A 14118-nucleotide genomic window follows, 5' to 3' on the forward strand; every position below is an offset into this window, starting at 1 on the left:
CCGGCGGCCGAGCACGCTCCCGACGCGCGCGACCGACCTCACGCGCGCCGTCGGCGGAATGGGGTGGGACGCGACGCCGGGCCCCCGTAGAATCGACGAGGCCCGGACGCCGGGGCGCACGCGCCCCGGCCCCACGACGAGCCGCCGGCCGACCGGTCGGCCGAGGGCCGTCGTCGGGCACCCGCACCACCCGAGAGGACCCTCCCGTGATCACCGCTCACGGCGTCGAGCTGCGCGTCGGCGCCCGCGTCCTGCTGCACGAGGCGACCTTCCAGATCGCCTCGGGCGACCGGATCGGTCTCGTCGGGCGCAACGGCGCCGGCAAGACGACCCTGACCAAGACGCTCGCGGGGGAGACCCAGCCGACGGCGGGGAAGATCACGCGCGGCAACGACATCGGCTACCTGCCGCAGGACCCGCGCACGGGCGACCTCGACGTCATCGCGATGGACCGCGTGCTCTCGGCCCGCAGCCTCGACAAGATCGTGCGCCAGATGCGCGAGACCGAGGGCGCGATGGCGAGCGCGGACGTCGAGACGCACGAGGCCGCGATGGAGCGGTACCCGAAGCTCGAGGCACGCTTCCTCGCCGCGGGCGGGTACGCGGCCGAGAGCGAGGCGCACCGCATCACGAGCAACCTCGGCCTCGACGACCGTGTGCTCGGCCAGCCGCTGAGCACGCTGTCCGGCGGTCAGCGCCGCCGCATCGAGCTCGCGCGCATCCTGTTCTCCGGGGTCGAGACGCTGCTCCTCGACGAGCCGACGAACCACCTCGACGCGGACTCGATCATCTGGCTGCGCGACTACCTCAAGTCGTACGGCGGCGGGTTCGTCGTGATCTCCCACGACGTCGAGCTGCTGCGTGCGACCGTGAACAAGGTGTTCCACCTCGACGCGAACCGCGGGGAGCTCGACCAGTACAACCTGGGCTGGGACGCGTACCTCGCGCAGCGAGAGTCGGACGAGCGTCGCCGTCGTCGCGAGCGGCAGAACGCCGAGAAGAAGGCGGGCGCGCTGCTCGCCCAGGGCGAGAAGATGCGCGCCAAGGCGACCAAGGCCGTCGCCGCGCAGCAGATGATGCGCCGCGCGGAGAAGATGCTCGCGGGCATCGAGGGCGAGCGGCAGTCCGACAAGGTCGCCAAGCTGCGGTTCCCCAAGCCCGCGCCCTGCGGGCGCACGCCGCTCACTGCGAGCGGGCTGTCCAAGGCGTACGGGTCGCAGGAGGTGTTCGCGGGCGTCGACCTCGCGATCGACCGGGGGAGCCGCGTCGTCGTGCTGGGCCTCAACGGCGCCGGCAAGACGACGCTCCTGCGCATCCTCGGCGGAGTCGAGAAGCCGGACACGGGCGAGGTCCACCCCGGGCACGGCCTGAAGATCGGCTACTACGCCCAGGAGCACGACACGCTCGACATGGACGCGACGGTCGTCGAGAACCTGCGTCATGCCGCGCCGGACCTCACCGACACCCAGGTGCGCTCCGTGCTCGGGTCGTTCCTGTTCTCCGGCGACGACGCGGAGAAGCCGACGAACGTGCTCTCCGGCGGGGAGAAGACGCGCCTCGCGCTCGCGACGCTCGTCGTGTCGGCCGCGAACGTGCTGCTCCTCGACGAGCCGACGAACAACCTCGACCCCGCGTCGCGCGCCGAGATCCTCGGGGCGCTGAAGACGTACGAGGGCGCCGTCGTCATGGTCACGCACGACGACGGCGCGGTCGAGGCGCTCGAGCCCGAGCGCGTCCTGCTGCTGCCGGACGGCGACGAGGACCTGTGGAGCGACGACTACGCGGAGCTCGTCTCGCTCGCCTGAGCGGGCCGTCGGTCCGGCGCGGCCTCACGCCCTGCGCCGAGCTGGGCGTCGATGAGGGCGTCCTCCTCGTCCTCGGCGCTCGGGCGGCGGGACCGCGGCTCGCGACGCGCCCGGGCGGCATCCGGGTCCTGGGCGGCGAGCAGGTCGCCGGCGGTGAGCGTCGTCTCCTCGCCGCGCGCGTCGCGCCGGTCGCGGCGGACCAGGAGCCAGAAGCCGGCGAGCGCCCCGATCGCGAACACGCCCCACTGGAACGCGTACGACAGGTGCGACCCGGGGTCCGTGTCGGGCTTGGGCAGCGCCTCCAGCGCCTCGGCCGCGGGCGGCACCTCAATGCGGAGCTGGCCGTACGCGCCGACGGTCCGGCCCTCGGCCCACGCGGTGCCGTCGGGTCCGGCGGCGAGCACCTGGTCGGTCGCGATCGCCTGGACCTGCCCGTCGGGAGCGTCCCGGCCCGACGGCGGCTCGTCGCCCCGCAGCGTGACGGTCGCCTCGACCTCGCCCTCCGGGGGCGCCGGGACGTCCCCCGGCGTGACGGCGTCCGTGCCGAGCGGGACGAACCCGCGGTCCACGACCACGACGAGCCCGTCGGGCGCGGCGGCCGTGGGATTCGTCACGAACGGGACCAGCACGTGGAACCCGGGGCTGCCACCGACGGGGCGGTTGCGCAGGAGGACGGTCGCGTCGGTCTCGTAGCGGCCGACGAGCGTCACGGGGCGCCAGAGGTCGGCCTCATCCAGCGTGGCGCCCGGTCCGTCGAGGACGGCGTCGACCGGCACGGGCTCGGACGCGTAGTTCGTCTCGATGCGCTCGATCTCCGCCTCGCGCGCGACGTAGCGGTTCCACTGCCAGCGCCCCGCCACGAGGCACAGCGCGACGAGGACGACGACCCCGACCGCGAGGGTCACCCACTGCCGCGGCGTGCGGGGCTGGTGGGCGTCCGCGGTGGCGCGCTCCGGCGTCGGGCCCCCGGGGGAGACCTGTGCCGGGCCGGGTGGTGCGGCCTGCGTCACGGGGCCGCCCTGCGCTCGAGCTCGTCGACGGGCACGGTCGAGCGCCAGAACGAGCGGGCGCCGAGGAACGTCTCCAGGTGCTCGCGGTGCGCGTCGCACGCGAGCCAGACCTTGCGCCGCTCGGGCGTGTGGATCTTGGGGTTGTTCCACAGCAGGCCCCAGACGGCCTCCTCGCGGCAGCCCTTGGCGCTGCACACCAGCTCCTCCTCGCCGACGGGGTCGGCGAGGCCCAGGACGTCGGTCACCGGTGGTCCTCCTCGTGGTCCTGCGCGTCGCGCGACTCTCCGCCGGCGATCCCGTGGGATCCCGGCACCCCGGCCGCGGGCAGCGCGCGGTGCTCCATCGGCGAGGTGTCGTACTGGGCCTGGTCACGCCCGGCGTTGGCGATGAGCACCGCGCTGTACGGCAGGACGATCGCGCCGACGGCGAGGACCCAGGTCAGCCAGCTGCCCTGGGCGAGGATGGCGCCGAAGATGCACACCAGACGGATGCCCATCTGGATGAGGTACTTGCGCTCACGCCGCGCCTGGTCCGCGGCCAGGGGCTCCGGGGCTGACGTGATGCTCGGGACCGCCTCGGCCGACCTCCGGGCCGTGCGTCGTGTGCTCACACGGCCAGTCTACGTTTGTCGGGACCCCACAAAGTGTGGGGGAGCGCTGTGACCGTGCCGCACCGCGCACGGCGGCGCCAGGGCACGGTACGGTCGGTGCGGCGCGTTCGCGCGGGCCTGTCACGAGCCCGCGCCAGGCCCACCCGGCACCGGCCGTGCGGGACCCGTCCCCGGCCGCCGACCCACCCGACCGTCCCGAGGAGCCGCACCGTGTCCGAAGCCACCGCACCCGCCCCGCGCACCGTCGTCGTCACCGGCGCGAACCGGGGGATCGGCCGCGCCATCGCCGAGCGGTTCGTGGCGAACGGCGACCGCGTCGCGACCGTCTACCGCGGCGGCGACCTGCCCGAGGGCGTGTTCGGCGCCGTGGCGGACATCACCGACACCGCCGCCGTCGACGCGGCGTTCACCGAGATCGAGAAGGAGCTCGGGCCGGTCGAGGTGCTCGTCGCGAACGCGGGCGTCACGCACGACCAGCTCCTGCTGCGCATGACCGACGAGGACTTCGAGTCCGTGATCGACGTCAACCTCACCGGCACGTTCCGCTGCGTGCGACGCGTGAGCAAGGGCATGATCCGCCTGCGCCGCGGTCGTATCGTGCTCGTGTCGTCCGTGATCGGCCTCTACGGCGGCGCCGGTCAGGTCAACTACGCGTCGTCCAAGGCGGCGCTCGTCGGCATGGCTCGCTCGATCACGCGCGAGCTCGGGTCGCGCAACATCACGGCGAACGTCGTGGCGCCCGGCTTCATCGACACCGCGATGACGGCCGAGCTGCCGGAGGAGCGCCAGGCCGCCTACAAGGCCGCGATCCCCGCCGGGCGTTTCGCCCAGGCCGACGAGGTCGCGGGGGTCGTGCAGTTCCTCGCGTCCGACGACGCCGCGTACGTCTCCGGGGCCGTCATCCCCGTCGACGGCGGCCTCGGCATGGGCCACTGACCCGACCGTGACCGGCCCCACCCGTGGAGCCGGTCACGACGGCGGTCACCGGCGCGCCCGCGCCCCCTCTCTTTCAGTACGCTCAGCCTCAGCGCGCCCGCACGGCGGGTGCACGACGGAAGGAAACCGATGGGTCTGCTCGACGGCAAGAAGCTCCTCATCACGGGAGTGCTCACCGACTCCTCGATCGCGTTCCACGCGGCGCGCCTCGCGCAGGAGGAGGGGGCCGAGGTCGTGCTCTCCTCGTTCGGCCGCCAGATGAAGCTCACGCAGGCCTTCGCCAAGCGCCTGCCCGTCGAGGCGCCCGTCGTCCAGCTCGACGTGACGAACGACGACGACCTCGCCGGGCTCGCCGACGCCCTCCGCGAGCACACCGACCGCCTCGACGGCGTGGTGCACTCGATCGGCTTCGCCCCGCAGAGCGTCATGGGCGGCAACTTCCTCGCCGCGACGTGGGAGGACGTGGCCACCGCGCTCCAGGTCTCCACGTTCTCGTACAAGTCGCTCGCGGTCGCCGCGAAGCCGCTCATGACGGACGGCGGCGCCGTGGTGGGCCTCACGTTCGACGCGCAGTTCGCCTGGCCGGTGTACGACTGGATGGGCGTCGCAAAGGCCGGCCTCGAGTCCGCGAACCGCTACCTCGCGCGCGACCTCGGCCCCGACGGCATCCGTGCCAACCTCGTCTCCGCGGGCCCGATCCGCACGACGGCCGCCAAGTCCATCCCCGGCTTCGAGCAGATGGAGGACGGCTGGCCCCGGCGCGCGCCCCTCGGCTGGGACCAGACGACGGCGGAGCCCGCCGCGCGCGCGGTCGTGGCGCTCCTGTCCGACTGGTTCCCGGCGACGACCGGTGAGATCGTGCACGTCGACGGCGGCGTGCACGCCATGGGGCAGTGACCCAGGAGGAGAGCATGGGCGCGGAGACCACCGACGGCGGCGTGCGCCGCCTCGTCCTCCTGCGCCACGCGAAGGCGGAGCCCGGCGGCGGGAGCGTCGACGACGTGCTGCGCCCCCTCGCCCTCAACGGGCGGCGGCAGGCGGTCCGGGTCGGCGGCGCGCTGCGCGAGACGGGGCTCGTCCCCGAGCGCGTGCTGTGCTCGTCGGCGCTGCGCACGCGCCAGACCTGGGAGCTGCTCGCCGCCCACCTGGGCGACGTGGACCCGGAGGTCCTGGTGAGCGACGACCTCTACGCGGCGGACGTGACCGACGTGCTGGACCTCGTCCGGACGACGGACTCGCGCGTGCGCACGCTGCTCGTCGTCGGGCACGAGCCCACGATGGCGGCGACGGCGTCGCACCTGGCCGACCCCGCCTCCGACGGCGGGGCGCTCGCCCAGGTGCGCGTCGGCGTGCCGACCGCGACGTACTCCGTGCTGGAGTCGGCGACGGCCTGGGACGCCTGGGTGCCCCGCGGGGCGCTGCTCACCTACGTGGGTCGCCCGTCCTGACCGTGGCGTCCCGCGCGTGCGGGGCGCGGCTCAGCGCGCGGCGTCCACCCGGTCCACGACGTCGAGGACGGCGTCGATGCGGGGGCCGTCGACGCCGTACGGGGCCTGGGCGCGCACGACCGGCTTCGCGGCGAACGCGACGCCGATCCCCGCGGCGCCGATCATGTCGAGGTCGTTCGCACCGTCGCCCACGGCGATCGTCGCGCTCATCGGCAGGCCGAGCTCGGCCGCGAACTCGCGCAGCGCGACCTCCTTCGCGGCGCGGTCCACGACCGGGCCGGTCGTGCGACCGGTGAGCCGGCCGTCGGCGACCTCGAGCCGGTTCGCGCGGAAGCGCGTGATCCCCAGCTCCGCGGCGAGGTCGGCCACGACCTCCTCGAAGCCGCCCGACACGAGCCCGACCTCCCAGCCGCGGCGGTGCGCCTCGGCGACGAGCTCGCGCACGCCCGGCGTGAACGTCGCACGGGCGCGGACGTCGGTGAACGCCTCGACGGGGACCCCGGCGAGGGTCGCGACCCGCTCGCGCAGCGACGCGCCGAAGTCGATCTCGCCGCGCATCGCGCGCTCGGTCACCTCGGTGACCTCCGCGCGCGTGCCCGCGTGGTCGGCGAGGAGCTCGATGACCTCCTGCTCGATGAGCGTCGAGTCGACGTCCATGACGAGGAGCCGGACGGGACCGCTCGGGGGTTCGGGGGTCACGCGGGGGCTCCTCGCGGTGGTGGTCTCGTCGGCGGGCAGCACGGTGCGCACGGCGTCGGGCACGACGCCGGCGGGGGAGGGCGTCACTCGACGACCGTCCCCTTGGGCACGACCGTGATGCCGGACTCGGTGACGGTGAACCCGCGGGCGCGGTCCTGCTCGGGGTCGAGCCCGATGCGGGCCTGCTCGCCCACCACGACGTTCTTGTCGATGATCGCGCGGTGGACCTGCGCGTGCCGGTGCACCTGCACCCCGTCCATGAGCACGGAGTCCGACACGGACGACCAGGAGTGCAGGTAGGTGCCGGGGGAGAGGACCGAGCCGACCGCCGTCGCGCCCGAGATGATCACGCCGGGCGAGACGAGCGAGTCCGCGGCGTGCCCGAGGCGCCCGCGGCCCGCGTGCACGAACTTCGCGGGCGGCAGGCCCGTGTAGCCCGTGTGCAGCGGCCACTCCTCGTTGTAGAGGTTGAAGACCGGCGTGACGGCGATGAGGTCCTTGTTCGCGTCGTAGTACGAGTCGATCGTCCCCACGTCGCGCCAGTAGTCGCGGTCGCGGTCGGTCGAGCCCGGGACGTCGTTGCGGATGAAGTCGTAGACCGCCGCCGTGCCCTTCTCGACGAACGCGGGCACGATGTCGCCGCCCATGTCGTGGCGCGAGTCCGCGTTCGCGGCGTCCGACGTCACGGCCTCGACGAGCGCGTCCGTGTCGATCACGTAGTTGCCCATCGACGCGAGCACCTCGTCGGGCGAGTCCGCGAGGCCGACCGGGTCCTGGGGCTTCTCGCGGAAGGCCGCGATCTTCGTCGGGTCCTTCGGGTCGGTCTCGATGACGCCGAACTGGTCGGCCATGGAGATCGGCTGGCGGATGCCCGCGACGGTGAGCTGTGCGCCCGACTCGACGTGCGCGTCGACCATCTGGGAGAAGTCCATGCGGTACACGTGGTCCGCGCCGACCACGACGACGATGTCCGGCCGTTCGTCGTCGATGATGTTGAGGCACTGGTAGATCGCGTCCGCGCTACCGAGGTACCAGTGCTTGCCGACGCGCTGCTGCGCGGGCACCGGCGCCACGTAGTTGCCCAGGAGCGACGACATGCGCCACGTCTTGGTGATGTGCCGGTCCAGGCTGTGGGACTTGTACTGCGTGAGCACGACGATGCGCAGGTAGTGCGAGTTCACGAGGTTGGACAGCGCGAAGTCCACGAGGCGGTAGATGCCCCCGAACGGCACCGCGGGCTTGGCCCGGGAGGCGGTGAGCGGCATGAGGCGCTTGCCCTCGCCCCCGGCGAGGACGATGGCGAGGACTCGTGGTGCGGCGGCCATGCCCAGACGGTAGCGCCTCGGGGTGGCACCACGCAGCAGGGACCCGCATCCTGGGCGCGGCGCGTCCGGGGCACCCCGCGTCGGCGGTCATCACGGGACCGCGACGGGGGACTCGGCTACGGTGTGGCGCGTGAGAGTGGACCTGCTGACCCGTGAGTACCCGCCGCACGTCTACGGCGGCGCCGGCGTGCACGTCGCCGAGTTGTCCGCCGTCCTGCGCCGTCACGTCGACGTGCGCGTGCGCTGCTTCGACGGCCCGCGCGGCGAGGACGGCGTGACGGGCTACTCGGTGCCGGGCGTCCTGTCCGGGGCGAACGCCGCGCTCGGCACGTTCGGCGTCGACCTGCAGATGGCCGACGACGTCGCAGGTGCGGACCTCGTGCACTCCCACACCTGGTACGCGAACCTCGGCGGCCACCTGGCGGGCCTGCTGCACGGCGTCCCGCACGTGCTGTCCGCGCACTCGCTCGAGCCGCTGCGCCCGTGGAAGGCCGAGCAGCTCGGCGGGGGGTACGCGCTGTCGTCCTGGGCCGAGCGCACCGCGTACGAGGGCGCGGCGGGGATCATCGCCGTGTCCGGCGGGATGCGCGACGACATCCTGCGCGTGTACCCGCAGGTCGACCCGGCCCGGGTACACGTGGTGCACAACGGCATCGACCTCGACGGCTGGCGGCGCCCGGGGTCCGAGACGCAGCGTGGTGGCGCCGACGGCGTCGTCCGCGGCCTCGGCATCGACCCCGACCGTCCGGCCGTCGTGTTCGTCGGCCGGATCACGCGGCAGAAGGGCCTGCCCTACCTGCTGCGCGCCGCGCGCTCGCTGCCCGACGACGTCCAGCTCGTGCTGTGCGCCGGCGCGCCCGACACCCCGGAGATCGCCGCGGAGGTGAGCGGCGCCGTCGCCGAGCTGCAGAAGGAGCGCAGCGGTGTCGTCTGGATCGAGCAGATGCTCCCGCGCGCCGAGCTCGTCGCGGTGCTCGCCGCGTCCACCGTGTTCGTGTGCCCGTCCGTGTACGAGCCGCTCGGCATCGTCAACCTCGAGGCCATGGCCGTGGGGCTGCCCGTCGTCGGGACCGCCACGGGCGGCATCCCCGAGGTCGTGGACGACGGCGTCACGGGCCTGCTCGTCCCCATCGACCAGGCCGACGACGGCACCGGCACGCCGCTCGACCCCGACCGGTTCGTCGCGGACCTCGCCGCCGCGCTGACCCAGGTCGTGAGCGACCCCGAGCGCGCCGCCGCGATGGGCCGTGCCGCCCGGCAGCGGGTCGAGGACCACTTCGCGTGGGACGCGATCGGCGAGCGCACGCTCGACGTCTACCGGACGGTGCTGGGGCAGTCGTGACCACCGCGGGAGCCGGCCGGGTCGACGAGGCGTCACGACTCGTCGCCGCCGCGCCCCGCGACGTCTACCGCGCGCTCGTCGACCAGGACGCGCTCGCCGCGTGGCTGCCCCCCGACGGCATGACGGGCCGCTTCGAGCACTTCGACCTGCGCCCCGGGGGCGGATACCGCATGGTCCTCGCCTACGACGACCCGCGGGTCGACCCCGGCAAGACCGGCGAGGGGACCGACGTCGTCGACGTCGCGATCGTCGACCTCGTCCCGGACCGGAAGGTCGTGCAGCAGGTCGACTTCGCGTCCGACGACCCGGCGTTCGCCGGGACCATGACGATGACCTGGACCGTCGAGCCCGCCGACGACGGGGCCCGGGTCACCGTGCGGGCCACGGGCGTGCCGCCGGGGATCTCCCCGGAGGACCACGCCGCCGGGATGGCGTCCTCGCTCGCGCACCTCGACGCGCACCTGACGTCGCGCACCTGACGGCGGGTTCGCGCGGGGCGTCACGGGCCGGCAGTCGGCGAGTCGTGAGAAGTGGCCCTCCGGGTCGCCCCACGGGGCCACGTCTCGCTTCTCACCCCCGCGACCGAGGAGACGTCGCCCGGGACCTACCGGTCCGCGGGTCCGCGACGCCCATCTGCGGGGGAGCGGGCCGACGCGCCCTCGTCGTCCACAGGGCGGGACGTGCGGTTCCGTCGGCCGGGCGACTTCGCTAGGTTGCTGGGCAGCCCGCACGCCTCGTCGAAGTGACGTGCCGGGTGGTTCGCATCGATCAGCAGGGGGTCTCGTGCGTCGTTCTCGTGTGCTGTCCCGTGCCCGACGGCGGTCGCTCGCCGTGGGCGTCGTCGTCGCGGTCGGGTGGGTGGTCGCCGGGTGCACCGGTGGCGACGACCCCGGTCCGTCGCCATCGGTCGACGAGCCGGTCGTGCCGTCGCCGTCAGAGTCGGAATCGGAGTCGCCCGAACCGTCGCCGACCGAGACCGGACCGGTGAAGCCGGAACGTCCCGCGGCGGTGGACCGCGACGACGCGGAGGGTGCCGCCGCGGCGGCGGAGTACTTCCTGTCGTTGTACGGGTACGTCCTCGCGACGGGTGACACCGCCGAGTGGGACGCGATGACCTGGACCGAGACGTGCGAGTTCTGCGCGAGGGTCAAGTCCGATGCCGAGGAGATCGCCGCCTCAGGTGATACCTACGAGGGTGCCGAGATCACTGTTTCAAATCCGGACGTCGAGTTCGACGACTTCGGCGGTGGCTTTCCGGTTCTTTTCGACTTTCAACAGACTCCTCATCTCCGCACTGCCCCTGACGGATCGGTCGTATCCGAAGACCGCGGCGGCAGCGGACGGCTGCAGATCGACGTGTCGGTGGCCACCGGTGACTGGCTCGTCCTCGCTGTGACGAGCGTCGAATGAACTGGCGATCTTCTCTTTTGGGCGCCCTGATTGCAGGACTGCTGACCTCGTTGTGCGCTCCGGCGCACGCCGGAGAAGGAAATACTGCTCTCGATTCGCACTTCCAGGATGACCGTGCCTATATCCACGGGGAGAATGCTCCGGACGGCGGCACAGAGTACGTGCCCGCGGCGGCGGGCGGTGGTCCGGCGTCGGAGGCGTTCCGGCGGGGGCCGGCGTACCGGTGCTACGACGGTGACCACGCCACGACGTTCCCCGGCCTCGTCGCGGCGTGCCCGGACGGGCAGAACGCGGCGGGGTTCGACCCCGGGTGCACCCCGGACCAGGTCGCGATGGAACCGTTGTTCCGCCAGACCTGGACCAACACCGACGAGGGCACCCGCACCGCGGTCTCGGCCTGGGAGCTCGTCGCCGACGCGTCCTGCGTCGGCGCGGCCGACCTGGCCGGCGAGGCCGAGGCCGCGTTCCGCACCCTGACCATCTCCCCGTCCCCGATCGTCGTGCAGCCCCCGGACGGGTGGACCCTGGTCAACGTCCCCACCATCACCTACACCCAGCCCGGCGAGCAGACCCTCGACACGACCCTGCTCGGCATCCCCGTACAGATCCGCGCCACCCCACGCACGTACGCGTGGGACTACGGCGACGGCACCACCCCGCTGTCCACGACCGACCCCGGTGCCGCCTACCCCCACGACACCGTCGCGCACACCTACGACCAACCCGCCGAGCAGGTCCAGATCACGCTCACCACGACCTGGTCCGGGCAGTTCCGCATCACCGGCACCACCACCTGGACCGACGTCACCGGCACCGCCACCACCACCAGCACCGCCGACCCCCTGCGCGTCTACGAAGCCCGCTCCCGCCTCGTCACCGACAACCTGCCCGACTGACGCGGCCACCCACCCGGCCGCACCCACTGCAGAGGCCCGGACGGCCGATCGACGTCGGCGCCAGCAGCAGGTCCGCTACCGCGACCGGGACGTCGTCGAGCGCTACGTCAACAAGCTCAAGGGGTGGCCCGGCACGCGACGCGAACCGACGCCCGCAACCGCCGCGCCGCCACCTCGACCTGGCGACGCACCATCTCACTGTGACGCCCCTCAGAGCAGGTCGTTCTCCGCCTCTTCGATGAGGCCGCTCCACCATGAGTCCGGCCCGGTCGCGGTGCGATCGATCGCGTGCAGCCGCTTTCGGAGCTTCCTCAGCCGTGCGCGGTGAGAGAGCCCATTGCCTGCTGGGAGGACGCGAGGACGAACCCGCCCCTCCCGGAAAGCACGAAGACGCTCCGCGGCCTGTTCAGCCGTCATTGTCACCGGTGCCGGGGCAGGCGGTCCGGAGCTCAGATACTCCGCGAAGGCCTCCAGGAAGCCCTCGGTGGCCCTCCGGTCGCGGTTGAGCGGGGAACACTCGCCTGTCGCAACATCGCACACAGATGTCGTCCCGTCGCTGTCCTCCATGACCAGAAACTCTCCGTCGTGGACACTGCCGATCTCGCGAGTCCCGGAAACGACGTCCGTTCTCACCGTCGCCGGGTAGAGGTGGATACCGAACAGATGCTCCTCGCGCACGCCCTCAATTCTATCGGGATGGACCGCAACGACTTTCAGCCCCGCAGCACCACATCGATCAACGCACCCTGGGCCTGCGCGCACCGTCGTCCTCTCTGCTGCCATCGCCGCCCACCTCCCGCACCCCGATCTCACGTCCGCCCGGGGCGCCCCGGGAACCAGGACGCGGGACGTCGTCGTGCCCGGGCGCCGCACCCTCGCGAGATCGACCCCAACGTTCGAGATCGACCCTCTGGGGTCGATCTCACGACGCACGGGTCGATCTCGCGGAGCGTCAGGAGGCGATCCAGAGGGTGGCGGCGCCGACGGCGTGACGGGACGCGCGGTCGACCTCGCGGAGGGCCGTCGAGCGCTGGTCGGCCTGCCAGAGGTTGACGGACCCGCCGTCGTCGGCGGTGGCCAGGTCGACGATGGCGCGCAGGCGCACGGCCTGGGTGAGGACCTGGACGGCGCGCGGTGGGACGGACGGGGGGAGCTGCCAGGCGGGGGCGCCGCCGGCGCGCAGGTCGGCGAGGGCGCCGGCGGCGTCGTCGCGCCAGCGCGCGACGTCGAGCTCGTCGAGGGCGCGGGTCGCGAGGAGCAGCGCGGTGCGCAGGTCGCGCTCGGCCTCCGCGAGCGAGCCGAGCGCGCCGAGGACGCGCGTGCTCCACGGGCCGACCGACGTCACGTGCCACGTCACGAGGTGGCCGGGCTCGAGGTCGCTGCCGAACTCGGTGACCTCCGGCACGAGCGCCCAGGACCCGGACGACGTGGTGACCACGACGCACTCTCCGGCGTCGGTCGCGCGGGCGGCGGTCTCCGGCGGGACGCCGGCGACGTCGCCGGGGACCGGGGCCAGCGCGACGACCTCGCGCGCGTCGCCGGCCCAGGCACCGGCCAGGTCCTCCAGGCGGAGGTCGCCCAGAGCCCCGGACACGACGTGCGGCTCGTCGTCGCGCTGCACCGCGCGGAGCAGGCGGGCCAGACCGTCGTCGTCGCCGAGGCGCACCGCGCGCAGCCAGAGCGCGAGGAGCGCGCTGCGGGGGAGGGCGCCCGCGCTCGAGGCAGAGCCGGGTCCGGGACCGGGACCGGAGGCGTCGTGCGGACCCTCGGACGAGTGTGAGACCACGACGGCCAACCTATAGGGTCGGTGACCATGAGCGCGGTTCTCGACCTGAAGGGCGTCACCGTCCGACGTCACCCCAAGACCATCCTCGACGCGGTGGACTGGCAGGTGAACGAGGGCGAGCGGTGGGTCGTGCTGGGCCGCAACGGTGCCGGCAAGACGACGCTCCTCCAGGTCGCGTCCGCGCGGATGCACCCCACTGCGGGCACCGCCGACATCCTGGGCGAGCGGATGGGCCGCGTCGACGTCTTCGAGCTCCGGCCGCGCATCGGGCTCGCGTCCGCGGCCCTCGCGGAGCAGATCCCCGGGGACGAGACGGTGCGCGACGTCGTGCTCACGGCCGCCTATGGCGTCACCGGGCGCTGGCGCGAGGAGTACGAGGAGTTCGACGCGGAGCGTGCGGGCGACCTGCTCGCCGCGTTCGGCGTGGACCACCTCGCGGACCGCCTGTTCGGCACCCTTTCCGAAGGCGAGCGCAAGCGCACCCAGATCGCGCGGTCGCTCATGACCGACCCCGAGCTCCTGCTCCTCGACGAGCCGGCCGCCGGCCTGGACCTCGGCGGCCGCGAGGAGCTGGTCGGTGCGCTGTCCGAGCTCGCGGGCGACCCGGCGTCTCCGGTGCTCGTGCTCGTCACGCACCACGTCGAGGAGATCCCGCCGGGGTTCACCCACCTGCTGCTGCTCAAGGACGGCGTCGTGCACACGGCCGGCCCGGTCGAGGAGGTCCTCACGGCCGAGAACCTCAGCGACGCGTTCGGCATGCCGCTCCTCGTCGCGCACGGCGGTGGACGCTGGATGGCGCGCGCCGCGCGAGTGTGACGTACCCGCACTCGACCGGGTGCGTCGGGATGCGT

16 protein-coding genes are annotated in these 14118 nt (G+C 73.3%); 9 read left to right on the top strand and 7 right to left on the bottom strand.

All coding sequences use genetic code 11. The annotated features are described in order from the left end of the window. Nucleotides 1-206: 206 nt before the first annotated feature. Complete coding sequence (locus NF338_RS06840; protein ID WP_264030090.1) at nt 207-1805, top strand: ABC-F family ATP-binding cassette domain-containing protein; 1599 nt, start codon at nt 207-209, stop codon at nt 1803-1805. Here the strand turns inward: NF338_RS06840 and NF338_RS06845 are convergent. Genes NF338_RS06845 through NF338_RS06855 form a run of 3 tightly spaced genes read right to left on the bottom strand, consistent with a single transcriptional unit; the run spans nt 1778 to nt 3425 of the window. Next, a complete protein-coding gene (locus tag NF338_RS06845; RefSeq protein ID WP_264030091.1) occupies nt 1778-2815 on the bottom strand; it encodes an SURF1 family protein in 1038 nt (345 codons plus the stop codon). The two genes, NF338_RS06840 and NF338_RS06845, sit on opposite strands and share 28 nt — an antisense overlap. Next, nucleotides 2812-3060: a hypothetical protein gene (locus NF338_RS06850; protein WP_087472283.1), complete on the bottom strand. Its 249-nt coding sequence runs from the start codon at nt 3058-3060 to the stop codon at nt 2812-2814. The genes NF338_RS06845 and NF338_RS06850 overlap by 4 nt, the downstream gene beginning before the upstream one ends. Then, nucleotides 3057-3425 carry a DUF3099 domain-containing protein gene (locus tag NF338_RS06855; protein WP_264030092.1) on the bottom strand — a complete coding sequence of 123 codons (369 nt, stop codon included), beginning with the start codon at nt 3423-3425 and terminating at the stop codon, nt 3057-3059. Before NF338_RS06855 ends, NF338_RS06850 begins: the two co-directional genes overlap by 4 nt. 210 nt (nt 3426-3635) lie before the next feature. On the opposite strand from NF338_RS06855, the gene fabG reads away from it, so the two are divergent. The 3 genes from fabG (at nt 3636) to NF338_RS06870 (ending at nt 5809) form a co-directional block, all read left to right on the top strand. Beyond that, nucleotides 3636-4361 (top strand): 3-oxoacyl-ACP reductase FabG, encoded by a 726-nt coding sequence (gene fabG, locus NF338_RS06860; RefSeq protein ID WP_047233142.1) that lies wholly within the window; start codon nt 3636-3638, stop codon nt 4359-4361. A gap of 129 nt (nt 4362-4490) precedes the next feature. After that, a complete protein-coding gene (gene fabI, locus NF338_RS06865) occupies nt 4491-5258 on the top strand; it encodes an enoyl-ACP reductase FabI (RefSeq protein WP_264030093.1) in 768 nt (255 codons plus the stop codon). A 14-nt stretch (nt 5259-5272) separates the two neighbouring features. Further along, nucleotides 5273-5809, top strand: a complete 537-nt coding sequence (locus tag NF338_RS06870; RefSeq protein WP_264030094.1) for a SixA phosphatase family protein — start codon at nt 5273-5275, stop codon at nt 5807-5809. A gap of 30 nt (nt 5810-5839) precedes the next feature. On the opposite strand, the gene serB is transcribed toward NF338_RS06870, so the two are convergent. Together serB and glgC are read right to left on the bottom strand one after the other, a co-directional pair. Further along, nucleotides 5840-6508, bottom strand: a complete 669-nt coding sequence (gene serB, locus NF338_RS06875) for a phosphoserine phosphatase SerB (protein WP_264030290.1) — start codon at nt 6506-6508, stop codon at nt 5840-5842. 83 nt (nt 6509-6591) lie between these two features. Further along, nucleotides 6592-7833, bottom strand: a complete 1242-nt coding sequence (glgC, locus tag NF338_RS06880) for a glucose-1-phosphate adenylyltransferase (RefSeq protein ID WP_264030095.1) — start codon at nt 7831-7833, stop codon at nt 6592-6594. A gap of 130 nt (nt 7834-7963) precedes the next feature. Between glgC and glgA the strand changes: the two genes are divergently transcribed. The 4 genes from glgA (at nt 7964) to NF338_RS06900 (ending at nt 11481) form a co-directional block, all read left to right on the top strand. Continuing rightward, entirely contained in the window at nt 7964-9175 is a 1212-nt protein-coding gene (glgA, locus tag NF338_RS06885) for a glycogen synthase (RefSeq protein WP_264030096.1), read from the top strand. Next, a complete protein-coding gene (locus NF338_RS06890) occupies nt 9172-9654 on the top strand; it encodes an SRPBCC family protein (protein ID WP_264030097.1) in 483 nt (160 codons plus the stop codon). Before glgA ends, NF338_RS06890 begins: the two co-directional genes overlap by 4 nt. 352 nt (nt 9655-10006) lie before the next feature. Continuing rightward, nucleotides 10007-10585 (top strand): DUF6318 family protein, encoded by a 579-nt coding sequence (locus NF338_RS06895; RefSeq protein ID WP_264030098.1) that lies wholly within the window; start codon nt 10007-10009, stop codon nt 10583-10585. A gap of 161 nt (nt 10586-10746) precedes the next feature. Further along, a complete protein-coding gene (locus tag NF338_RS06900) occupies nt 10747-11481 on the top strand; it encodes a hypothetical protein (protein WP_264030099.1) in 735 nt (244 codons plus the stop codon). 210 nt (nt 11482-11691) lie between these two features. Here NF338_RS06900 and NF338_RS06905 read toward each other — a convergent pair whose 3' ends face one another. Together NF338_RS06905 and NF338_RS06910 are read right to left on the bottom strand one after the other, a co-directional pair. After that, nucleotides 11692-12159, bottom strand: a complete 468-nt coding sequence (locus NF338_RS06905) for a hypothetical protein (RefSeq protein ID WP_264030100.1) — start codon at nt 12157-12159, stop codon at nt 11692-11694. Between the two features lie 274 nt (nt 12160-12433). Continuing rightward, nucleotides 12434-13267, bottom strand: a complete 834-nt coding sequence (locus tag NF338_RS06910; RefSeq protein WP_264030101.1) for a hypothetical protein — start codon at nt 13265-13267, stop codon at nt 12434-12436. A gap of 27 nt (nt 13268-13294) precedes the next feature. On the opposite strand from NF338_RS06910, the gene NF338_RS06915 reads away from it, so the two are divergent. Continuing rightward, nucleotides 13295-14083, top strand: a complete 789-nt coding sequence (locus NF338_RS06915; RefSeq protein WP_264030102.1) for an ABC transporter ATP-binding protein — start codon at nt 13295-13297, stop codon at nt 14081-14083. The last annotated feature ends 35 nt before the right edge of the window (nt 14084-14118 follow it).

The organism is Cellulosimicrobium sp. SH8, assembly GCF_025818875.1.
Classification (GTDB): Bacteria; Actinomycetota; Actinomycetes; order Actinomycetales; family Cellulomonadaceae; genus Cellulosimicrobium; species Cellulosimicrobium cellulans_D.